General features: G+C 61.6%; 19 protein-coding genes and 1 pseudogene. 12 read left to right on the top strand and 8 right to left on the bottom strand.

Features of this window, described 5'->3' with window-relative positions:
• Positions 1-27: 27 nt before the first annotated feature.
• Genes efeU through efeO (JN756_RS14365) form a run of 4 tightly spaced genes read left to right on the top strand, consistent with a single transcriptional unit; the run spans position 28 to position 4,239 of the window.
• A complete protein-coding gene (gene efeU, locus JN756_RS14380; protein ID WP_017847276.1) occupies positions 28-873 on the top strand; it encodes an iron uptake transporter permease EfeU in 846 nt (281 codons plus the stop codon).
• Positions 874-883: 10 nt separating this feature from the next.
• A complete protein-coding gene (gene efeO, locus JN756_RS14375; RefSeq protein WP_017847275.1) occupies positions 884-2,086 on the top strand; it encodes an iron uptake system protein EfeO in 1,203 nt (400 codons plus the stop codon).
• 14 nt (positions 2,087-2,100) lie between these two features.
• Complete coding sequence (gene efeB, locus JN756_RS14370; RefSeq protein WP_026140066.1) at positions 2,101-3,405, top strand: iron uptake transporter deferrochelatase/peroxidase subunit; 1,305 nt, start codon at positions 2,101-2,103, stop codon at positions 3,403-3,405.
• 15 nt (positions 3,406-3,420) lie between these two features.
• Complete coding sequence (efeO, locus tag JN756_RS14365; protein ID WP_128191504.1) at positions 3,421-4,239, top strand: iron uptake system protein EfeO; 819 nt, start codon at positions 3,421-3,423, stop codon at positions 4,237-4,239.
• A 5-nt stretch (positions 4,240-4,244) separates the two neighbouring features.
• On the opposite strand, the gene JN756_RS14360 is transcribed toward efeO (JN756_RS14365), so the two are convergent.
• Positions 4,245-7,658: a hypothetical protein gene (locus JN756_RS14360; protein WP_201022193.1), complete on the bottom strand. Its 3,414-nt coding sequence runs from the start codon at positions 7,656-7,658 to the stop codon at positions 4,245-4,247.
• A gap of 147 nt (positions 7,659-7,805) precedes the next feature.
• Entirely contained in the window at positions 7,806-9,149 is a 1,344-nt protein-coding gene (gene pssA, locus JN756_RS14355) for a CDP-diacylglycerol--serine O-phosphatidyltransferase (protein WP_017847271.1), read from the bottom strand.
• A 124-nt stretch (positions 9,150-9,273) separates the two neighbouring features.
• On the opposite strand from pssA, the gene JN756_RS14350 reads away from it, so the two are divergent.
• Positions 9,274-9,825 (top strand): TetR/AcrR family transcriptional regulator, encoded by a 552-nt coding sequence (locus tag JN756_RS14350; RefSeq protein ID WP_017847270.1) that lies wholly within the window; start codon positions 9,274-9,276, stop codon positions 9,823-9,825.
• Between the two features lie 54 nt (positions 9,826-9,879).
• Positions 9,880-10,359, top strand: a complete 480-nt coding sequence (locus JN756_RS14345; protein WP_046383231.1) for a nuclear transport factor 2 family protein — start codon at positions 9,880-9,882, stop codon at positions 10,357-10,359.
• 36 nt (positions 10,360-10,395) lie between these two features.
• On the opposite strand, the gene JN756_RS14340 is transcribed toward JN756_RS14345, so the two are convergent.
• On the bottom strand, positions 10,396-11,553 hold the full coding sequence (locus tag JN756_RS14340; protein WP_128191507.1) for a PQQ-dependent sugar dehydrogenase: 1,158 nt from the start codon (positions 11,551-11,553) through the stop codon (positions 10,396-10,398).
• 22 nt (positions 11,554-11,575) lie between these two features.
• On the bottom strand, positions 11,576-11,893 hold the full coding sequence (locus JN756_RS14335) for a hypothetical protein (RefSeq protein ID WP_126589444.1): 318 nt from the start codon (positions 11,891-11,893) through the stop codon (positions 11,576-11,578).
• Positions 11,894-12,105: 212 nt separating this feature from the next.
• On the opposite strand from JN756_RS14335, the gene ligD reads away from it, so the two are divergent.
• On the top strand, positions 12,106-13,611 hold the full coding sequence (ligD, locus tag JN756_RS14330; RefSeq protein ID WP_126589445.1) for a DNA ligase D: 1,506 nt from the start codon (positions 12,106-12,108) through the stop codon (positions 13,609-13,611).
• 18 nt (positions 13,612-13,629) lie between these two features.
• Here ligD and lpxO read toward each other — a convergent pair whose 3' ends face one another.
• The gene (gene lpxO, locus JN756_RS14325; protein ID WP_017847265.1) at positions 13,630-14,529 is read right to left on the bottom strand and encodes a lipid A hydroxylase LpxO; all 900 of its coding nucleotides are present in this window, start codon (positions 14,527-14,529) and stop codon (positions 13,630-13,632) included.
• Positions 14,530-14,892: 363 nt separating this feature from the next.
• Between lpxO and JN756_RS14320 the strand changes: the two genes are divergently transcribed.
• Positions 14,893-15,279: a TIGR03067 domain-containing protein gene (locus JN756_RS14320; protein WP_126589447.1), complete on the top strand. Its 387-nt coding sequence runs from the start codon at positions 14,893-14,895 to the stop codon at positions 15,277-15,279.
• A 136-nt stretch (positions 15,280-15,415) separates the two neighbouring features.
• On the opposite strand, the gene JN756_RS14315 is transcribed toward JN756_RS14320, so the two are convergent.
• Complete coding sequence (locus JN756_RS14315; RefSeq protein ID WP_046383226.1) at positions 15,416-16,228, bottom strand: class I SAM-dependent methyltransferase; 813 nt, start codon at positions 16,226-16,228, stop codon at positions 15,416-15,418.
• Between the two features lie 135 nt (positions 16,229-16,363).
• The gene (locus JN756_RS14310; protein ID WP_201022192.1) at positions 16,364-17,263 is read right to left on the bottom strand and encodes a LysR family transcriptional regulator; all 900 of its coding nucleotides are present in this window, start codon (positions 17,261-17,263) and stop codon (positions 16,364-16,366) included.
• 139 nt (positions 17,264-17,402) lie between these two features.
• Between JN756_RS14310 and JN756_RS14305 the strand changes: the two genes are divergently transcribed.
• The 4 genes and pseudogenes from JN756_RS14305 (at position 17,403) to JN756_RS14290 (ending at position 21,405) form a co-directional block, all read left to right on the top strand.
• Positions 17,403-18,017 (top strand): FMN-dependent NADH-azoreductase, encoded by a 615-nt coding sequence (locus JN756_RS14305; protein ID WP_046383224.1) that lies wholly within the window; start codon positions 17,403-17,405, stop codon positions 18,015-18,017.
• Positions 18,018-18,149: 132 nt separating this feature from the next.
• Positions 18,150-18,466 (top strand): annotated as a pseudogene (locus JN756_RS14300) (site-specific integrase); the annotation flags it as partial.
• A 20-nt stretch (positions 18,467-18,486) separates the two neighbouring features.
• Positions 18,487-20,073 (top strand): ABC-F family ATPase, encoded by a 1,587-nt coding sequence (locus JN756_RS14295; RefSeq protein ID WP_026140064.1) that lies wholly within the window; start codon positions 18,487-18,489, stop codon positions 20,071-20,073.
• 156 nt (positions 20,074-20,229) lie between these two features.
• The gene (locus JN756_RS14290) at positions 20,230-21,405 is read left to right on the top strand and encodes an MFS transporter (protein WP_046383223.1); all 1,176 of its coding nucleotides are present in this window, start codon (positions 20,230-20,232) and stop codon (positions 21,403-21,405) included.
• Here the strand turns inward: JN756_RS14290 and JN756_RS14285 are convergent.
• Positions 21,399-22,436 (bottom strand): alpha/beta hydrolase family protein, encoded by a 1,038-nt coding sequence (locus JN756_RS14285; RefSeq protein ID WP_026140063.1) that lies wholly within the window; start codon positions 22,434-22,436, stop codon positions 21,399-21,401. The two genes, JN756_RS14290 and JN756_RS14285, sit on opposite strands and share 7 nt — an antisense overlap.
• Between the last annotated feature and the right edge of the window lie 181 nt (positions 22,437-22,617).

The raw sequence follows: 22,617 nt of genomic DNA, 5'->3' as shown, positions 1-22,617 counted from the left end.
TCCTATCCAGTTTCCCTGCGGTGTCGAATGCTTGTTCCCTTTCTCATCATGTTGCGCGAAGGCATTGAAGCCGCATTGATCGTTGGCATCATCGCCAGTTACTTGCAACAGACCGGCCGTGGCCAGTGGATGCCCGCCGTGTGGGTCGGTGTCTTCCTCGCCGCGGCCCTGGCCTTGCTGGTCGGTGGCGGCCTGGAACTGATGAGTGCCGAATTTCCGCAAAAGCAGCAGGAATTGTTCGAAGGCGTGGTCGGCCTGGTCGCCGTGGGCATACTCAGTTCCATGGTGTTCTGGATGCGCAAGGTCGCACGCTCGATCAAACATTCGCTGCACCAATCCCTCGACCATGCCCTGGCCGGCTCGCGCCACCAAGTCACCGCGCTGATCCTGATGGTGTTTTTCGCCGTGGCCCGTGAAGGCCTGGAAACCGTGTTCTTCCTGTTGGCGGTGTTCCAGCAGAGTGAAGGCCCCGGCGCACCGCTGGGTGCCCTGCTCGGCCTGGTGCTGGCGATCATCGTCGGGTTCCTGATCTACAGCGGCAGCATGCGCCTGAACCTCGGCGCGTTTTTCCGCTGGACCGGCCTGTTCATCCTGGTGGTGGCCGCCGGCATCCTCGCCAACTCCGTGCAGGCCCTGCATGAAGCCGGCGTGTGGAACCACCTGCAAAGCGTGCTGTTCGATGTCAGCGCGACGTTGCCGATGGATGGCCCGGTGGGCTCGGTACTCGCCGGGATGTTCGGCTATCAGGATGCGCCGACCGTCAGCACGCTGGGGGCCTACCTGATCTACCTGGTGGTGGCCCTGGCGATGTTCTTCCTGCCCGCGGCACCCGCCAAGCCGGTCGCCGCGCCCTCTTCCGTTTCTCACCCGTAAGGACCGTCCCTTGTCCAACCCAACTCCTCAACCGGCCTCGCCGCCACGCGCCTTGCGCTGGGCGGTAGCCGGCTCGGCGGTCGTGATGATCGCCGCCGGCGGCCTGTTCTACTATGCCTCGCAGCTGGCAGCGACCAAGCGCCAGACCCACCAAGATGAAACCGTCGTGACCATTCACGGCCACGCCTGCGAACCCAACGCACTGACCGTTGCGGCCGGGCGCGCGAGTTTTCGCATCATCAACCGCTCCGACCGCGCGGTGGAATGGGAGATCCTCGACGGCGTGCTGGTGGTCGAAGAACGCGAAAATATCGCGCCGGGCCTGAGCCAGGTGATCAATGCCAATCTGTTGCCCGGCGACTATGCAATTACCTGCGGCCTGTTAAGCAACCCGCGCGGCACCTTGCACGTAACGCCGACGGCGGCATCCGACGCCCAAGCCAAGGCCAAGCCGTCGATGGTGGCGTTTATCGGGCCGTTGTCGGAATTCCGTGTGTACCTGAGCAGCCAGGCCAGCGCTCTGATCAAGGCCACGACCGCCTTGCAACAAGCGATCGACGCCGGTGACCTGGCCCAGGCTCAGGCGCTGTATGTGCCGGCCCGCGAGGCTTATCAGCGTCTCGCCGCGGCGTCGCAACGCCTGGCGCAACTGGACAACGCGATCAACGCCCGCGCCGATTATTTCGAAAAACGCGAGCAGGACCCAGCCTTCAGCGGCTTCCACCGCCTCGAATACGGCCTGTTCCAGCAACGCAGCCTCGATGGCCTGGCCCCGCTGGCGCAGCGCCTGGTGAGCGACGTCGGCACCCTCAAACAACAATTGCTGGCGCAGTCGCTGCCACCGGAACAACTGGTGAGCATCGTGGTGCGCAACCTCAATAGCCTGGCCGACGTGCGCGCCGTCAGTGGCGAAGAGGAGCGCTACAGCCATATCGACCTGAACGGTTTCGCCGCCAACCTGGATGCCGCGCGCAAGGTGGTCGACCTGATGCGTCCGCTGCTGAGCAAGTCCGCCGCCGACCTGTTGCCAAACATCGACACGGCCCTCGCCGCGTTCGAGACGGCGCTCGATGGTTTGAAAGTCGACGGCCAATTCAGCCGCTACGACCGTGTTACCGCCGATCAGCGCAAGCAGATCGCCGACAAGGCCAAGGTACTGGCCGCCGCACTCGATGGAATCGACCCCGCCCTTGGCCTCTCCGGCCTACAGTGAAGACGACCGCATACATGAGTGATTTACCACCGTTAGACCTTCAACGCCGTCGCGTCCTGCTGGGCATGGCCGCCACCGGTGCCGCGCTTGCCGGCAGCACCTTGAGCTGCCCGGCCATGGCTGCCGCCGCCGAGCAAGTGACCACCGCTCCGCGCAGCGACAAGACCCAGGACCATCACGATTTTTTCGGCAAGCACCAAAGCGGCATCGTCACCCCGCGCCCGGCCTGCGGCATGCTGGTGGCCTTCGATGTCCTGGCTGGTGATCGCGACGACTTGGAGCGGCTGTTCCGCACCCTCAACGAGCGCATCAGCTTCCTGATGACCGGCGGCAGCGTGCCGCAGGTCGACCCGAAACTGCCGCCCACCGATTCGGGCATCCTCGGCCCGGTGGTTACGCCGGATAACCTGACCATCACCGTATCGGTCGGCGAATCGCTGTTCGATGAGCGTTTCGGCCTCAGCGCAGCCAAACCCAAGCGCCTGATCCGCATGGTCGGTTTCCCCAACGATGCGTTGGAAGCGGCGCAGTGCCACGGCGACCTGAGCCTGCAATTTTGCTCCAACACCCCGGACACCAATATCCACGCCCTGCGCGACATCGTGAAGAACCTGCCCGACCTGCTGCTGGTGCGCTGGAAGCAGGAAGGCAGCGTGCCGCCACAGGCGCCCGCCCGCCCCGGCGAGCCTGCGCAGAGTGCGCGCAACTTCCTGGGCTTTCGTGACGGTTCGGCCAACCCGAACTCCAACGATGCCAAGACCATGGACCAAGTGGTCTGGGTGCAGCCCGGCAGTGACGAACCGGCCTGGGCGGCCAATGGCAGCTACCAGGCGGTGCGGATCATTCGCAATTTTGTCGAGCGTTGGGACCGCACGCCGCTGCAGGAACAGGAAAGCATCATCGGCCGCATCAAGCCCACCGGCGCGCCCATGGGTGGCCAGCACGAAGCCCAAGTGCCCGATTACAGCAAAGACCCGCAAGGCAAGCTGACCAAGCTCGATGCCCATATCCGCCTGGCCAACCCGCGCACCCCGCAGACCCAGGCCAACCTGATCCTGCGCCGGCCGTTCAACTACTCCAACGGCGTCAACAAAAACGGTCAGCTGGACATGGGGCTGCTGTTCATCTGCTACCAGGCCGACCTGGAAAAAGGTTTTATCAGCGTACAAACCCGGCTCAACGGCGAGCCCCTGGAGGAGTACCTCAAGCCAGTCGGCGGCGGGTATTTCTTCACCTTGCCGGGGGCAACGGGACCGAAGGATTTCATCGGGCGCACGCTACTTGCTGCAACGCACGTTCAACCCCCTGCCAACACTTAAAGCGGAAACTGTCCCATGAACAAGTCGACTCTCGCGCTGTCGCTGTTAATCACCCTCTCGCCCCTGGCGGCCTTCGCCGCCACGGCGCCGCTGGACCTGGTAGGCCCGGTGTCGGACTACAAGATCTACGTCACCGAACAAATCGCTGAGCTGGCGACCCAGACCCAGGCGTTCACCGACGCGGTGAAAAAAGGCGACCTGACCACCGCCAAGCAGCTGTATGCGCCGACCCGTGTGCACTATGAAGCCATCGAACCGATCGCCGAGCTGTTCAGCGACCTCGACGCGGCCATCGACTCGCGGGTCGACGACCACGAAAAAGGCGTGAAAGCCGACGACTTCACCGGCTTTCACCGTATCGAGTACAGCCTGTTCGCCGAAAACACTACCCACGGCCTCGACGCCTTGGCCGACGGCCTGAACAACAACGTCAAGGACCTGCAGACGCGCGTGGCCGGCCTGACCTTCCCGCCGGAGAAAGTCGTGGGCGGCGCCGCAGCCCTGCTCGAAGAAGTCGCCGCCACCAAGATATCCGGCGAGGAAGACCGCTACAGCCACACCGACCTGTATGACTTCCAGGGCAACATCGACGGCGCGAAGAAAATCGTCGACCTGTTCCGCGGCCAGATCGAGAAACAGGACACGGCCTTCCTGGCCAAGGTCGACAAGAACTTCGCCAGCGTGGACACGATCCTGGCCAAGTACAAGACGGCGGACGGCGGTTTCCAGACCTACGACAAGGTCAAGGAAAACGACCGCAAAGCCTTGGTCGGCCCGGTCAATACCCTGGCTGAAGACCTGTCGACCCTGCGCGGCAAACTGGGTTTGAACTGAGCCCTCTAGGTCTCGCTCAACGGTCGGTACCCTTCCAACGGCGTACCGACCGGCAAGCCGCTTTCAGGATTGGCCGCATACCAATGCGCGCCCATCTGCACCGCTCGAATGGGCACGCCTTGATGGTGCCCATTGTGCGTTGCCACCGCGCGATCTATTGCCGCGTGTACGCCGAAGAATGTGCGCAACTTTTCCTGCGCCGCGAGCATGTTCGCGAACGCCGACACGTTGGGCGCGCTGTTCAACGCGCGAGGCAAGGCGAGCACGCCTTTGGCACTGTTGACCAACAGATCGGCAGCGCCATCTACCGGATTCAAAAACGCGCTGACCACGCTCACGCCCTTTTCCAGCACGCGGAATGCCTTGGCGCCAAAAGGCGCGACGACCTTGGTGGATTTGACCAACGAGCGCACCGCCGTTCCCGCGCCACCTAGAAACGCACCGGCCGTATCGATCAACAAGCCCCGCGTACCCTCGATGATATTGCCCTTGGCCAGGTCCACGATGGCCCCGACAAACGGAATCATGCTCAGCAAAATACTGTCGTTGCGTTGCGACACTTCTCGTTGTTGCTCAAGGGGTAATTGGCCCTGGGCATACTTGAGCACACTGTCGCGGTGATGAATGAAATTGCCCTGCAGGATCCGGTCGACAATCGCTTGGCTGCGGGGCGATGCAAAGCTGTTGGGCACCGCCGCGCTCACGCGGCCATCCGCAGCCGCGGGAACGGCCGGCAAGGTATCACCGAGCTTATCGATAATAATGCCGGCGGACGAAACGTCCGATCGCGGCAAGGCATCGGAGGTGTAGGCGTTGAAGTCGAACGGCTCCACTGCGCCGTTCTGCAACAGGACCGTCGAGGGCGCCCAACGTCCGTAGGTGCGCTGCGTCTCTTCGAGGGTGCCGCCCAGCACCAGTTGCTCGGGTAAGTCCGTGCGCTTAACGATCATCATCTTGGCCGGGAACACTTCAAAGTAGCTGATCCCCCCGTTGTAGTCACAGCGGATCAGCGTGCCTTTGCGCCCTCGTCGCGCTTCGACTTGCGCGGATGTCTGGTCCAGCGTGGGCACCCCGTCGATCTGTTCGCGCAGGGTAAACAGCTCGACGGCGCCATACTCCAGGGCCTGGCGATCAGCCAGGGGCAAGTTGGCGATCATGCGCTTGGTGGTAATGCCCAAGCCTTGCTTGAGGCTCGCCAGGTAGCCGTCGACTTCGCTCACCACTTGCCCCGGCAGGCTGGGCAAACGGTTGATCCTGGCATTCAGGGCGCGCACGTTTTTGACGATGGCGGCTTGTTCGGTGCGACTTGGGCGTGCGTTTGAAAAGGGCGTTCTTGCAGCGCCAGTGGCGCCGGGAGTGTCAGCCTCCAGCAGCATCCAGCGATCCCTGACCAGGTCGCCGGTCATATAGGTCTCGATCAGCGAACGGATCTTGGGTTCCGAGACCTTCATGTTGCGGCGCTCGTCCGGGTCCGCAACGTAGACCTGCAACGCTTGCAACTGGGGCCCGCTGAGTTCCGGGAACACCTTCTGCAGGTTCGCGACCGCCTGGTCCCGGCGTGTCGGCAGCGGCGTCTTGAACGCCATCAGGGCCTGCAGAAGTTGCTCGCGCTGGGCCTGAAAGGCTTCACTGGCCTGCTGGTAGTGCTGCGGTGTATAGCGACCGTCCGCGGTCTTGGCGTAAACCCCTTGCATCAAGCCCCAGTCCAGCAACACGTCGACGCCGTGGTTATCCAGCACTGCCGCCTCGTCCGCAGTGCGTGCATCCAGTCGGGCAAGCGCCATGATTTCCGGGTAACTCATCGCCCGCGAGCTGCCCGCGCCGCCTTGACGTTCGGCAAAGGTCACACCCAGGCGCAAATCCGCCCATTCCGCAGACCCCATGCGCAGCGTGGAAGGAACATCCCGAATCAGAAACTCAGGGGCGGCAGCGGCCAGAAACAGGTGGGCCAACAGGGGCGCGACCTTGGGGTCCAGTGAGGTTTTTTTCCACAGGTGCGTTTCGATATCCGTGCGTACCGAGGCCAGCGTCCGCCCATTGTTGGCAGGTTGGTAGATGTCATAGCCGGCAATGGTTCCAGGACGCCCCGGTGCGTCGGGGTCGATTTGCAGCATGATGGCCGCCAGCACCCACTGCTTGGCCTCGAGCGTCGAGAGTTGATCGCTGCCGGACGCGCCCTGGAACTGGCGATTGCGCGCCACGGCCCTGCCCCAGTTCAACGCCACGGGGCTGTTCAGGACCTGCTCGAGGAAGCGATCAGCGTCGGCGCGCAAGGTGCCTGCGCTGTTGAGAGCAAGCACCCCGCGGATATCCAGGACACGCAGCAGGTTCACCGCAGGCTTGTTGCCAGGAGTATCGTCATCGCTCAACTCCGCCACGAAGCGTTTGTCGGCGTCGGACAAGACGCCAGGGGCCCACTGACGCGCGATCAACTGTGCATAGTCCCCCAGCGCCGGCGCTGGCGGCAGCGCAGCGTCGAGCCAGCGCAGGATATTGCGCACCTCCCGCGCCGTCTTCGGCACCGACAACCCATGGGACGCCAGCACCTCGCTGACCGCTGCCTGCTCGGCGCCGTCAATCGCCAGCGACGAGGTGCGGCTGATCGGCGTTTGCACGCCGGCCAGCAGCACCTCGTCTTCATCGGAGAGGTGCCGCACGCGCTCACTCAAGGTGCCCGCCAGATGCACGCGCTCGTCCATCACGTCGATGACTTTTCTAGCCCTCAGGTTGCGCTGCTCCAGGCGCCCCTTGACCTCCGGCGACAAGGCAGACCAATCCGCCGTCGAGAGTGCCTGGCGCACGGTCTGCAGTTCGTCGGCGGTGTGCGGCGGGGGAATACCATACCCCTGCAACACCGCGTTGCGAGACAAGCCTTCGCTCTCGGGATGCACATACGCAAGCCCGTTGCCGGCCACATCCAGGGCGGCAGCGGCGGCGCGCAGCCTGGTGCTGACCTGCCACCATCCCGAGGTGTCGTTCAAGGTGAAGGTTTTTTGTGTCGCTACCCCACTGTCGACGACCCAACCACTGACCGAGTCGGGTTTGACCACGACGGTATCCAGGGCCATCCCTTTGCTGGCGACCCAGGCCCGCATCTCGGCGGTATTGAAGGCACTGCGCAGCGCCTCGAAGCCTGGACGAATCGTGGCGCCATGGGGAATCTGGACGCTCGAGTCTGCTAACTGACGCAGGGCCGAGGTGCTCAACGCCGTGTGTAACTGATGATCGGCCTCCGCCGACGTGGCCGGCGCTGGCCGCAAGGTCCATGGCGGCGCCGCACTGGCCGGTAGGTCGGATGGCGCCGCGCGCCGGTTGCGCACAACGGTTTCGGGGATGATGCTGCCAATCGGCGCCGGCGCGGCGCTCAGCGCCAGCGGAATTGGCGAACGGGCATGAAGGATTGGGGAGACGGGCGACATTTCTAGTTCCTCTCTACCAGTGAATGGCAAGAGTTCTTGTCCTTAAGAACTGTCGAGAGAAAACATACCCGCCTGGGCCAGCGCTGCGTGTAGGCGAACTCTCAAGGCTTTGAAGGCAGCAAGAGAGTTCGTTGCGCGATGCCCGTGTTACAGAATGCGATACAACAACCGCTCGATCCGCACGCGACTGACGCGGCGCAGGAACTTGCCGACTGCCTGCGGGTAATCCACCAGGGTCTGCAACTGCTGATAACCTTCGATGCGCGTGGTGTGCTGGAAAATCTGCGCCAGCTCGGTGCGCCGGGGTTCCAGCCACTCGCTCTTGGGGTCATCGATCAGCAAGGCGTTTTCCAGGTCAAGGCGGAACGCGCGTGGGTTGAGGTTGTTGCCGGTCAGCAACGTATAACGCTGGTCGACCCACATGCCTTTGAGGTGGTAGGTGTTGTCGCCGTCGCGCCACAGGTGCAGGTTCAACTGGCCGCTGTCGATCATCGGCTGATGGCGCTTGGCAAAGCGGCGCAGGCTGATTTCGTAGAGGTACGGCAAGGCCGCGATCACCTTGAACGGCTCGCTGGGCGAAATGTAGAAGTCGTTGGCGGTCTTGTCGCCGACAATGATGTCGATCTTCACCCCGCGCGCCAGGGCGCGGTTGATTTCCCGGGTCACCGGCAGTGGCAGGTTGAAATATGGCGTGCAAATGGTCAATTGATGCTGGGCGCTGGCGATCAGTTCGAGGATCACCCGGCTCAGGGGGTTGTTCTTACCGACACCGAGCAAGGGGCTGACAGACAGGTGGCCGTTGGGCAACTGGCCGCTGGTGGTGTCGTAGGCCGCGTGCTTGAGGCGGCTGCGCAGGTCGCCGATATCGTTGCGCAGGCTGCGGGTCGTCGGCGGGTTGGGCAAGTCGAGGCGATGCACGGCCTTGGATGCCATCAGCCCGTGCTCCACCAGGTGTTGCATCGAATCCGCCAGCGGTGCGCTGTGGATCAGGTGGTAACGGTCGAAACGGTACTTGTCGAATTTGTGCAAATACACGTTGTTCAGGCTGGCGCCGCTGTACAGCACGCTGTCGTCGATCACAAAGCCCTTGAGGTGCAACACGCCGAACAGTTCGCGGGTCTGCACCGGCACGCCGTAGACCGGCACCTCGGTGGCATGGCTTTGGGTCATGGCCTGGTACCAGGCGCTGTTGCCCGGCTGTTTACCGGCGCCGATCAACCCGCGCTGGGCGCGCAGCCAATCGACCAGCACCACGATGTCCAGCTCCGGGCGTGCGGCTTTGGCGGCGTGCAAGGCGTCGTAGATCTCCTGCCCCGCCTCGTCCTGCTGCAAGTACAGGGCGACGATATAGATGCGTTGGGTAGCCTGGGAAATTTTCTCCAGCAGGCAACGACGAAACGCAGCGGCGCCGGACAGCACCTCAATCGCCTCGGTGGAGAGTGGGAAAGCGCGCAGTTTGGGCAACAGGGAACGTTTGAAGAACGACGGCATAAGGCTCGCAATGGGTCGAATCCGAAGAGGCCCAGAGCTTACACCATGGGGGTGCTCAGGTCTCGTTGCCAGTCAGTGAAAAACCTTGTTGCGAAAGAAGAACGATCGTTCTACTGTATGACACATGAACGATATTACCCGCGACATTATCCTCGACGTCACCGAGAAGCTGATCTATCGCCACGGCATCGCCGCCACTGGCATGGACTTCCTGGTGAAAACCGCCGGTGTCTCCCGAAAGAGCATCTACCGCTATTTCGCCAATAAGGACGAACTGGTGATCGCGGCCCTGCAACGTCGCGACGCGCGCTGGATGCACTGGCTGCGGGCCGAGGTGGAACGCCGTGAAGACAGCGGCGAGCGCCTGCTCGCAGTGTTCGACGCGCTCAAGGCCTGGTTCGGTTCGGCGGACTTTCGCGGCTGCGCATTCATCAACACCAGCGGCGAAACCGGCGACCCGCAAGCCCCGGTACGCCTGCTGGCGAAGGCGCATAAACACAAACTCTTCGAGTACCTGCTCGAACTGTGTCAAGCCCATGGCACGCCCGAGCCGCAACGGCAGGCCGCGCAACTGCTGATCCTGATCGATGGCGCCATTACCGTGGCCCTGGTGACGGGCGATGCCACCGCGGCGGATACGGCGCAATCCATGGCACGAACGTTATTGGGACTTTAAACCCACAGGCATCGCAACTTTCGATCAACCCTTATTGTTTTAAGGAGCCGCCCAATGTCATCCCCTGCAGAAACCCGCCCACCCCTGCCGCCGTTTACCCGCGAGTCGGCCATCGAAAAAGTCCGCCTGGCCGAAGACGGCTGGAACTCCCGCGACCCGCATCGGGTGTCCCTGGCCTACACCCTGGACACCAAGTGGCGTAACCGCGCTGAATTCGCCTACAACCGCGAACAAGCCAAAGACTTCCTCAGCCGCAAATGGGCCAAGGAGTTGGATTACCGGTTGATCAAGGAGTTGTGGGCGTTCAGCGATAACCGTATCGCGGTGCGCTATGCCTATGAGTGGCACGACGACTCGGGTAACTGGTTCCGTTCCTACGGCAACGAAAACTGGGAATTTGACCAGCACGGCCTGATGGCCAACCGTTTTGCCTGCATCAACGACATGCCGATCAAGGACAGCGAGCGCAAGTTCCATTGGCCGCTGGGGCGGCGTCCGGACGATCATCCGGGGCTGTCGGAGTTGGGACTCTAGCCTGTAGCCGCAAGCGTGAAGCTTGCGGCTTATTGCTCAATCCTGGTTCAAACCCACTCGGTACAACACCCCATCATCCTCATCGGTCAACACATACAAAAAGCCATCCGGTCCTTGCCGCACGTCGCGAATTCGCGCATTCAAGCCGCCGAGCAAGCGCTCTTCATGGATCGCCTTGTCGCCGTCGAACTGCAGGCGAATCAGCTCCTGGCTGGCCAGGGCGCCAATGAACAGATTGTGCTGCCATGCCTGGAAGCGGTCGGCATCGTAGAATGCCATGCCGCTGATCGCTGGGGATTTCTCCCACACATGGTGCGGCGCCACAGTACCGTCCACCACCTTGCCCTTGGCCTCGGGGATCGGTGTCAGCGAATAGTTGATGCCATGAGTCGCCATGGGCCAGCCGTAGTTCTTGCCGCGTTCGATGATGTTGATTTCATCTCCGCCACGCGGCCCGTGCTCGTTTTCCCAGAGCGTGCCGTTCCATGGGTTCAACGCCAGGCCCTGCGGATTGCGCTGGCCGTAGGACCAGATTTCGGGGCGCACACCCGGTTGCCCGACAAAGGGGTTGTCATCCGGCACGCGGCCGTCCGGGTAGATCCGCACCACCTTGCCTTGCAGCTTGTCGAGGTCCTGGGCGGTGGGCCGGTCGTTGTTTTCACCCAGGGTGACGAACAGGTAGCCGTCGCGGTCAAAGGCCAGGCGCGAGCCGAAATGATTGCCGGTGGAGAGCTTGGGCTCCTGGCGCAGGATCACCTTGAAGTCGCGCAAACCGCTCAGGTCATCCGCCAACCGCCCGCGACCGACCGCAGTGCCGGCTGTGCCGCCCTTGCCGCCGCCTTCGGCATATGACAAGTACACCAGGCGGTCCTGCTTGAAGTCCGGCGACAGCACCACATCGAGCAAACCACCCTGGCCCTTGGCCCAGACCTCAGGCACGCCGGTCAGCGGCGCCGACAATTTGCCATCCGGGCTGACGACCCGCAGGTGGCCGGGACGCTCGGTGACGAGGTAGCCCTGTTTGTCCGGTAAAAACGCCACGGCCCACGGATGATCCAGGCCTTTGGCGATCGGCGTGGCGCTGATGCTGCCTTGTTCGCTGGGAAACTGCTGGGCTTCGGCGGCATACAGCGTTGTCAGCGGCAATAAGGCGCTTGCGCAACATGCGGCAAGCAGGGTTTTGCGTAGAGACATAAGACGGGGTCCTTACCGGCGCTCAAGGCCGGCGATTGCCGTTGGCGTCAACCGTGGGGGCTTTGGTTTCCGTCGCCGGGCGGCTAGGCGCAGCCTGGCGTTGCGGATAGCGATTGCCGATGCCGCCGTTTTCCAGGGTCGGCGTGCGCGTGGTCGGCCCGGTCTGGATGCCGCGAATCGCCGGCGCACTGGGCTGGGTGCCCTGCATACTGTTGGGATTGGCCCGGTGGATCGGGCTATTGTTGGCGTCATTGCTGCCGGGCAGGTTTTGCGCCTGGGCACTGGCGCAAAGTGCCAGGCCTAGCGCCAACGCTGCAAGATGTCGCACACAGGTGATCATGACAAAGCCTCTTGGGACGAGGAGTACGTGCTTTCGATACCACGCTACGCTTTGGGTTCGCCTTTGGTAACTAAATAGTTTCTCATCAGATGTAACACGTTCTGTCCGAGCATCCGCGCACCGCAACTTCCACGCCAGCGATCGCACGGGTGCAAGGTGTGTAAAAAGCCAGCGAAAAGGCCTCTTGAGCCGACCAAGGTAGGGAGCACGATATGGCAAAGCCCCTGAGCGAATACAACCGCAAACGCGACTTCAAGATCACCACCGAACCTTCCGGCGCCGCGTCGGGCGCGCAACGCAATGCATCGGCGCTGACGTTCGTGATCCAGAAGCACGACGCACGCAATCTGCACTACGACTTGCGCCTTGAGCTCGATGGCGTGCTCAAGAGCTGGGCGGTGCCCAAGGGCCCCAGCCTCGACCCCAGCCAGAAACGCCTGGCGGTGCAAGTCGAAGACCACCCCTTGAGCTACGGCAGTTTCGAAGGCAGCATTCCGGCCGGCCAATACGGCGCCGGCGATGTGATCGTCTGGGACCGTGGCATTTGGCACCCCCACGACGATCCACAAACCGCCTACGCCGCCGGCAAACTGGAATTCACCCTGGCCGGCGAAAAACTCTCAGGCGATTGGGCCTTGGTACGCACCCACCTCAAAGGCAGCGGCGACAAGGAACGGTGGCTGCTGATCAAGGAAAACGACCGGCACGCCCGCCCGGCCAGCGACTACGACATCACCGAAGCCCAGCCGCAAAGCGTGCTCAGCGGTGCCTGCGTGGGGAACGCCAGGCCCACGCCCGCGCCGCAAAAGACCGCCGCGTCGGTCACCCTCGCCGGTGTGCAGATCACCCATGCCGAGCGCGTCATCGATCTCGCCAGCGGCACCCGCAAGCTGGAACTGGCGCAGTTTTACCAGAGCATCAGCGAATGGCTGCTGCCCTTCCTGCGTCACCGCCCCGTTTCCTTGCTGAGGGCGCCGGAGGGCATCGACGGCGAGCAATTTTTCCAGAAGCACTCGGAGCACCTGGCGATTCCCCATATCAAGCAACTGGACCAGCGCCTGGACCCTGACCATGCGCGCCTGATGCAGATCGACAGCCTCGCCGGCCTGATCGGTGCGGTGCAAATGGGTACCGTCGAACTGCACACCTGGGGTGCCACCTCGGACAAGATCGAAACCCCGGACCTGTTCGTCCTCGACCTCGACCCCGATCCGGCCCTGCCGTGGAAAGCCATGCTGGAGGCGGCGCAGTTGACCTTGTCGGTGCTCGACGAGTTGGGCCTGCAAGCCTTCGTCAAGACCAGCGGCGGCAAAGGCCTGCACCTGATGATCCCGCTGGCGCGCCGCGATGATTGGGCCACCGTGAAAGCCTTCGCCAAAGCGATCGCCCAGTTCATGACTCAACGCCTGCCGGAACGCTTCACCGCCACCTCCGGGCTGAAGAATCGACAGGGCAAGATCTTCATCGATTACCTGCGTAACGCGCGCGGTGCCAGTACGGTGGCGGCCTATTCAGTGCGCGCACGCCCCGGCCTGCCGGTGTCAGTGCCGGTCAGTCGCGAGGAGTTGAAGGGGTTGCGCGGTGCCCAGCAGTGGACGGTCGCCAACCTGCAACAGCGGTTGCAGGGTTTGAAGGGCGACCCGTGGGCCGGTTATGCCAACAGGCAGAGGCTCAGCAAACAGATGTGGGACACGTTGGGCGCGACGCCACCGCAGTGAGTCGCGCCACGTCGAGGTTCAGATCAGGATGAAGATCAGCGCAAGCACCGCGAAGATCGCCCACTTTTCCAGGTAGTAGCGCGTGCGGTTACGCTTCTTGAGTTCCTTGCCGCGCAGGCGGATTTTGTACAAGCGGCTAAACGCACGGTTCAGCCCGCCGGTCTTGTCGCCCGCGTCGTTCGGCGCGCCGGCGGCGGCCATCACCGTGCGGCTGAACCAGCGGTTGAACGCGGCCGCCCAGCGGTACTTCATCGGCCGCTCGACGTCACAGAACAGAATGATGCGGTTCTTCTGGGTGGCGTTTTCTGCGTAGTGGATATAGGTCTCGTCGAACATCACCGGTTCGCCGTCGCGCCAGGAGTAGTTCTCGCCGTCCACATTGATGTAGCACCCCGGATCGTTGGGGGTATCCAGGCCCAAGTGGTAGCGATAGGAACCGGCGTAAGGGTCGCGGTGGCGCACCAGCTTGGAGCCCGGCGGCAACTCGGCGAACATCGCGGCCTTGACCGAGCCGATGCTCTGCAGCAACTCGGTGGTGCGCGGGCACAGCTTCATCGCCGAGGGGTGGCTGTCGCCATACCATTTCAGGTAGAAGCGCTTCCAACCCGACTTGAAGAACGAGTTGAAACCAACGTCGTCGTATTGGTCCGAACGCTTGATCGCGCCCGCCTGCATCAGGGTATGGGCTTCCTGGCGGATTTCTTCCCAATGCTCCTGCAGTGGGCTCAGGTCCGGGAAGTCGCTGGGTGAGAGATACGGTCGGCTGGGTAGCTTGGAGAATAAGTAGAGAAAGCAGTTGATCGGCGCCAGGAACGTAGAGTGATCGCTGAGCTGGCGTCTCAGTTTATGCCGCACCCGGCCACGCAGGTGGACATACGCAATAGAGGCAACGTAGAGGAAAACAATAATGAGTTTCAATGGATTTCGTCACAAGTCAGGAGAAAACAGGCTGCTCCTGCGGGCCCACGACGGCCGAGGTTGGATAGCAGCACATGAAATCACAATTCACATATAGGCGGCACGACCGGCGGATAGCCCTTCGGTTCATAACCATCGCCCGATATTTAGCCACAATTTGTAACTAAAGGTTAACTAAGAATTGTGAAAAGCTGTCCACTGATTGTAATTGGAGGGGGCACGGGGGCTTGTCATGGGACAAGCCCTTGCGCATTAAACGTTACGGCAGCGGCTGATCATCCTTGCGCTCACGGCGGGAAAAGCGCCCGTCTTACGGTTCAGTCGGCCTATTCAGCCTATGAACTCCAACAAAAAGGAATTTGTATGACATCCATTTCCGACTCGGACTACCAAGCCCTGCAGGGCACATGGCAGCAGGTCTCGCTCGAAGACAGCGGCGTGCTCAACCCGCCCGACGCCCACAGCGCCCCCGGTGCAATCACCACCATTACCGACGACCACTTTGAAGTGCTCACCGTTGATGGCGAACGACTACTGGCCGGCCGATTCTTCCTGGACAGCACCACCCATCCCAAAAGCATCACCTGGATCGATGCCATGGGGGATGACGCGGGCAAGCTGCTGCCGGCCAGCTACCGCCTGGAAGGAGACGAGTTCGTATTCATCGCGGCGGATGAAGGCATGCCGCGACCGTGTGTATTCAGCACCGGCCCCGGGCAGACAATGCGTACATTCGTGCGTCGATCCTGAGCCCCGCGCCCATCTGAACTTGCGACGGGATTTTCACAAGGCATTCACCTTCCGGTCTATAGGGTGAAGCCTACCTACTCCAGTGAATCCCTTAGCCCGCCTCCCCCGGCGGGCTTTTTTTTACGCGCAAAACAGCTCAGGGCAGGCGCTTGGTCGCCGTCAGGGTAAAACACAGCGGCAACTGGGCCGCCTGATCCTCGTATTGGTCGTAGAGTTCTTCGCGATTTGAATGCGGGTATTCTTGCAGATGAGCGATCTGCAACCGCGCCGCAATCGCTGCGCTGACCACACTGCCCAGCGTGTGTACAAACCAGTAGGACGTCGGCCCCGCGACCGCGCTCTGCCCTTCATAGACGATCGACTCTTGCAGCACAAAAGGCTCACGCTGGAAGTACGAACTGGCAGGCAGCAGCGGATTGGCTGCCAGCGGGTCGAACACTTCCAGGAACGGGTGGGTTTCGTACATCACCAGAGTGCCGCCGGGCTTCAGCGTTGTGGCGACCTGGCGCATGAACCGCGCCACATCCGGCATCCAGCCCAATACGCCGATGGTCACCAGGGCGATATCGAAGCGTGCGTGCAAACGCTCGGGCAAATGGTGGATCTCGGTTTCGATGAATTCCGGGCTGTAGGGTGAGAGCGCCGCCAGCTCCCGAGCCTGATCGAGAAAGGCACGGGATTGGTCCACGCCGACGACCGTGCGTGCGCCCAGGCCGAATAACGACAAGCTTTCGCGGCCGTTGTTGCAACACAGTTGCACCACGTCTTTGCCGGCAACACCGACATCTTGCAACAAGGCGGTGAGAGTCGGGTCCAGGCACGAAAAATCCGGTTCGGCGACCGAGGCCAGCAGCGTCCTCCAGGTATCCGTGTCTTTGTGCAGCCGGGCGGATTCGTCCCAGGCGTCCTTGTTACTGGCAATCGCCTGTTGGGCTGAGGGCATGTCCATTGCGTCTCCAGAAAGTCGGTTACAGCGAGCTACGGAAAATAAGCCAATTGCCCGTCAGATGAAACCCTCGCCTGCGGCCGAACTTATCTCCCGGCCCAGGTCACCAAACCGCCGACCTCGGTCATCGTCGTACCCTCACAGGCACAGACGACGGGTCAGGTCATTCAGCAACCATCGGCCTGCTTTGCCTAAAGAGCGATTTTGCATGTGCGCGGCATAGATCGTAAGCGTGTCTGGTGTGCGTTGAAGTTCGGCGGTTAACTCAAGCGGCCGGAGGCGCCCTGAAGCCAGATGATCCGCAATCAGATGCTCTGGCATTCGGCACCAACCGAACCCGGCGAGTAAGAAATCCAAGCGCCGTACCAAATCGACAAACCGCCACTGGTGACTGCCCGTCACCCCATAGCTAGGGCCGTCGGGAGAAACCGGATCGGAAAGCACCAGTTGCACATAGGGCTTGAGGTCTGCCCGTGTTGCCCGGCGGCCTAACATGGCCAAGGGATGCCCGCTGGCGACGACTGGCCTCAAGTCGACGCTGAGCAGCGCCAGCGCGGTGATATCGTCGGGCACCGTCGGGATCAATGTGCAAAGCGCCAGTGCCGCATCGCCGTTGCGCAATCGGCGCTCAGCGCCGCCTAAGCCTTCTGTAGAGAAACTCACGGCCAGATGCGGAAAAGCCTCACGGAGCGCGCCAAGGCTTTCGATGAGCGGGGCGCTGGGGACTAAAGGGTCTATGGCGAGCGCCAACTCCGGCTCAACCCCTGCTGCAGTACTTGCAGCCATTGCTTCAAATTGGGCAGCGCTCGCCAGCACGGCGCGCGCTTGAACCACCAGCACTCTACCGACCTCAGTGAGCCTTGGACGATGACCGCTGCGATCAAACAGCCTCACACCTTGAACTGACTCAAGTGTGGCAATCGATTGGCTAATGGCAGATTGAGCGCGCCGCAGGTGACGTCCCGTGGCCGAAAAACTGCCTGTATCGGCAATGGTTACAAGGATCCGCAATTGATCCAGGCTGAGATTTCCGATCATGCTCCATCACTTAAACAGATGGACTCAATCATATTTACATCACTCCTGCTTATAAATCGCATTGGGTAGAGTGTGTCGCACATCGCCTACCGCGACAACGCAAAACATACCGCCCCCTCACCGCGCAGGAGTTACTTTCATGTCCAGGCTTCTCACCATTGAAACCAGCCCACGTGGGGATGCTTCGATTTCCCGACAGCTCACTCGCCGCTTCGTGGCCGCATGGGAAGCTGCGCACCCTCGGGGCGCCATCAAAATACGGGATCTAACGGACACCCCGCTGACCTTCGTGACAGCCCCCTGGTTACAGGCTTACTTCACCCCCGCCCCCCAACATTCGCCTGAAATGAAAGCGGTGTTGCAACTATCCGATGAACTTGCGGCCGAGTTGCTGGAAACCGATCACTTGGTTATTTCAACACCCGTCTACAACTATAACGTCCCTGCGGCACTCAAGGCCTGGGTCGATCATGTGGTGCGTAAAGGCCTGACCCTGGGCGTTGATGGCAAAGGACTGGTGACCGGTAAAAAAGCAACAGTGCTGCTCGCCTCGGGAGGTGTATATACCGACGACTCGCCGATTAAAGACCGTGACATTGCGACTCACTATTTGAAACTGATCCTGAACGTCCTGGGTATCACTGACGTAACCTTTATCGCGGCCGGCGGCGCTAAAACCGTAGATCTCGGAGAACTCAGCATGCACGACTTTCTAGAGACATTTGATCATCAAATTCAAAAGTCGCTGGTTTAGCCAGCCATACGACTCTGCTCTATCGACTACGCGTGGTTAAACGGGGATTCACTTATGCGGCAGCAATTGAGCGGTACGCGTTTCGCTCTGCCCAAAAAGTTGCGACTCCGACTGGACCTTTTATCCGACTTGAAAATGCCGTTGATTTTCCCGCCACCGACGCACTCGCAGAGCGTGAAGCAGACGACCGAGCTGCACTACAGGGGACTCCAACACCGAAAGCATTGAACATCCGTCGTCGACCGCCATACAACTGTCGTCACACCTATGCGACAATATGCAGTATGTCTGGCATGAACCCCGCCTTCATTTCCCAGCAGCTCGGCCATCGTGCGCAGATGCTGCTCTCGACTTATGCGCGTTGGATCAACCCAAGCTCGGACTGGAGCGAATCGGAAGAGCTCCAGATTGGTCCCAAATTGGTCCCAGCTCAAATAAGCGCACCCTAAGCTATTGATAGGTAAAGTAATTGATCTCCACAGCTAACATCACCATGCAGTTCGGCGCCAAGCCGCTCTTCGAGAATGTCTCGGTCAAATTCGGCGCCGGTAACCGTTATGGTTTGATCGGTGCCAACGGTTGCGGCAAGTCGACCTTCATGAAAATCCTCGGTGGCGACCTGGATCCGTCCGGTGGCCAGGTCATGCTGGAACCGAACGTGCGCCTGGGTAAACTGCGCCAGGACCAGTTCGCTTACGAAGAATTCACCGTGCTCGACACCGTGATCATGGGTCACGAAGAACTGTGGAAGGTCAAGGCCGAGCGCGATCGTATCTACTCGCTGCCGGAAATGAGCGAAGACGACGGCATGGCCGTGGCCGAGCTGGAAACCGAGTTCGCCGAGATGGACGGCTACACCGCCGAATCCCGCGCCGGTGAACTGCTGCTGGGCCTGGGTATTCCCCTGGAACAGCACTTCGGCCCGATGAGCGAAGTGTCCCCCGGTTGGAAACTGCGCGTATTGCTGGCCCAGGCGCTGTTCTCCGACCCTGAAGTGCTGTTGCTCGACGAACCGACCAACCACTTGGACATCAACACCATCCGCTGGCTGGAAAACATCCTGACCCAGCGCTCCAGCCTGATGATCATCATCTCTCACGACCGTCACTTCCTGAACAGCGTATGTACCCACATGGCTGACCTGGACTACGGCGAGTTGCGCCTGTTCCCGGGCAACTACGACGAGTACATGACCGTGGCGACCCAGTCCCGCGAGCAACTGCTGTCGGACAACGCCAAGAAAAAAGCACAGATCTCCGAACTGCAATCCTTCGTCAGCCGCTTCTCGGCCAACGCCTCGAAAGCCAAGCAGGCCACTTCCCGTGCCAAGGCGATCGACAAGATCCAGCTGGCCGAGGTCAAGCCTTCGAGCCGTGTGAGCCCGTTCATCCGTTTCGAACAAACCAAAAAGCTGCACCGCCAGGCGGTCATCGTCGATCGCATGGCCAAAGGCTTCGACGGCAAGCCGCTGTTCAAGGACTTCAGCTTTCAGGTTGAAGCCGGCGAGCGCGTGGCGATCATCGGCCCGAACGGTATCGGCAAAACCACCCTGCTGCGCACCCTGGTCAACGAACTGACGCCGGATGCCGGCAGCATCAAGTGGACCGACGCCGCCGAACTGGGCTACTACGCCCAGGACCACGCCCACGACTTCGAAGACGACATGAGCCTGTTCGACTGGATGGGCCAGTGGACACAGGGCGAGCAAGTGATCCGCGGCACCCTGGGGCGCATGCTGTTTTCCAACGACGAGATCCTCAAGTCGGTCAAGGTCATCTCCGGTGGCGAACAAGGCCGCATGCTGTTCGGCAAGCTGATCCTGCAAAAGCCCAACGTGCTGATCATGGACGAACCGACCAACCACTTGGACATGGAATCCATCGAAGCGCTGAACCTGGCGCTGGAAAACTACCCGGGCACGCTGATCTTCGTCAGCCATGACCGTGAGTTCGTATCGTCCCTGGCCACCCGCATCATCGAGTTGAGCGCCAACGGCGTGATCGACTTCAGCGGCACCTATGACGACTACCTGCGCAGCCAAGGCGTGGTCTTCTAAGCACCGCGAGCAGCTGTTAGCGACAAGAAAAAGCCCCGTCCACTGCGACGGGGCTTTTTTGTATCTGTCGGCCAGCCGGGTTGATAGTTAGGGTGCTTTCTTTTCCCCCGAGCCCTTGCGATGATGCCCTCACCGCCCGCCCGCGAACGAGTGCTCATGTCTGCCGCCGCCCCGAGTTCACTGTCGATCACCCTGCAGATCGTCTCCATCGTCTTCTACACCTTTATTGCCTTTATCTGCATCGGCCTGCCGATCGCGGTGATCCCAGGCTACGTACACGAGCAACTGGGTTTCAGCGCGGTGGTGGCCGGGCTGACCATCGGTTCGCAATACCTCGCCACCCTGCTCAGCCGCCCCATGGCCGGGCGCATGTCCGATAACGTGGGCACCAAACGTGCAATCGTGCTCGGCCTGGGCGGCATCCTGGCCAGCGGCGGGCTGACGCTGCTGGCAACACTGCTGCAAAGCCTGCCGCTGTTGAGCCTGGGCATCCTGATCGTCGCTCGTTTGTTGCTCGGCGTGGCCCAGGGCCTGATTGGCGTGGGCACCATCAGTTGGTGCATGGGCCAGGTCGGCGCCGAGCATACGGGGCGCTCGATTTCCTGGAACGGCATTGCGTCCTACGGCGCCATCGCGATTGGCGCGCCGCTGGGCGTGGTAATGGTCGCCGAATACGGCTACAACAGCCTTGGCATCGCCCTGTCGGTGCTGGCGGCGCTCGGCCTGGTGCTGATCCGCAATAAACCGTCCGTGCCGGTGGTCCGCGGCGAGCGCCTGCCGTTCTGGGCGGTGTTCGGGCGTATCGCCCCGTTTGGCGCCAGCCTGTGCCTGGCGTCCATCGGCTACGGCACCCTGACCACCTTTATCACCCTGTACTACCTCAATCGCGGCTGGGCAGGCGCGGCCTATTGCTTGACGGTATTTGGCGTGTGTTTCATCGTTTCGCGCCTGGTGTTTATCTCGGCCATCAGCCGCTTTGGCGGCTTCCGCGCAGCGATTGGGTGCATGATCATCGAGACCCTGGGCCTGACGCTGTTGTGGCTCGCGCCGTCTACCGGCGTGGCATTGATCGGTGCAGGGCTGACTGGCTTCGGTTTGTCGCTGGTGTACCCGGCGCTGGGCGTGGAAGCGATCAAGCAGGTGCCCAACAGCAGCCGTGGCGCGGGGCTGAGTGCCTACGCCGTGTTTTTCGACCTGGCCCTGGCGATTGCCGGGCCCTTGATGGGGGCGGTGGCGTTGAACCTCGGCTACGGCTGGATCTTCTTCTGCGCCGCACTGCTGTCGCTCAGCGCCTTGGGCGTGACCGTGCTGCTCAAACGTCGCGCTTACTGATCCGCCGTCTGCAGGCCGGCACGGGTGGATCGCCCGAGGGTGTGAGCGAAAAAGCGCCCGGCTTCGGAGGTCAGATCGCGGTGAATGCCTTCGCGGTCGACGCCATCGGCATCGGTGCAGATCGCCGGCATCAGCGCCAGTTGATCGCTGTCGCAGGGCGCCATGAACACGAAATGCCCGGCCCCGGCCAGCAATTTGAAATCCGGCGGTTCGGGCAGCTTGCGCGCCAGGGCGGCGGCGTTCTTGTCCACCGCCACCAGCTTGTCGCCATCACCGCTATAGAGCAGCACCGGCACGTGGACGTCGGCCAGGGTGTGGCGCCCGAACATCAAGCTCAACGGCGCCATCAACATCAACGCGTGAATACGTGGGTCGGCTTGTGGCTGCAGGTCATCACGGTCCACCACCAGCTCGCCTTTGGTGGTGCAGGCGTCGCGGTCTTCCGGACGCTCCTGGCAATAGCGGCGCAGGCGGTCGAAATCGGGCTTGGCGCCCGCCAGGATCAACGCGGTTTCGCCACCGGCCGAGTAGCCGATGACACCCACTTGGTCGACGTTGACGAACGGTGACAGCATCGGGTCGCCCAGGGTCGCGGTGATCGCTTCGGAAATCTGGATCGGCCGCCCATACAGGTTGCTCAACGTGCCCAGGCGGCTGTGATCCTTGTAGTTGTCGCCGGGGTGCAGCACCGCCACGACTACAAAGCCCTTGCGCGCCAGGGAGGTCGCCAGGTCATGCAGGGCCAGCGGCGTCCCTGTGTTGCCGTGGGACAGCATCAGCATCGGGAAACGGCCGATAGCGATCTTCGAATCTTCCGTGGCGGCCACGTGATACCCACCCACCCGGGTGGTGTGCTCAACGTCGGTGGACGGATAGAACGCGATGGCATTCATCGGCTGCAGATCCAGCGGGTCGAGAAAACTCATGCGGTGGAAGCCCACACTCCAATGCGGGTGCGGCGCAGGCGCGGCGTGCACTGAAACCAGGCCGCCAAGCAGGGAAAGAACCAAAACAGCACAAAGACGCATCATGAGGATGTCCACCTTTGCTGCGCGATAACCGGCATGTCTATTCAAGATGTCCATGGTTCAAGGTACTCGCACCGAGTGATAAACCCATGCGTGCATAACCTGGGCCAAAGTAAAGACAGCGGGCCAACGAAAAAACTCCGTACTCCGGTCGCGTTCAGGCGAGCAGAATACAGAGTTTAGG

The sequence above is a fragment of the Pseudomonas sp. Y39-6 genome (assembly GCF_023651955.1).
Taxonomy (GTDB): Bacteria; Pseudomonadota; Gammaproteobacteria; order Pseudomonadales; family Pseudomonadaceae; genus Aquipseudomonas; species Aquipseudomonas veronii.
Note: the sequence above shows the minus strand (reverse complement) of the source record. Positions and strands in the feature narration are given on the sequence as shown.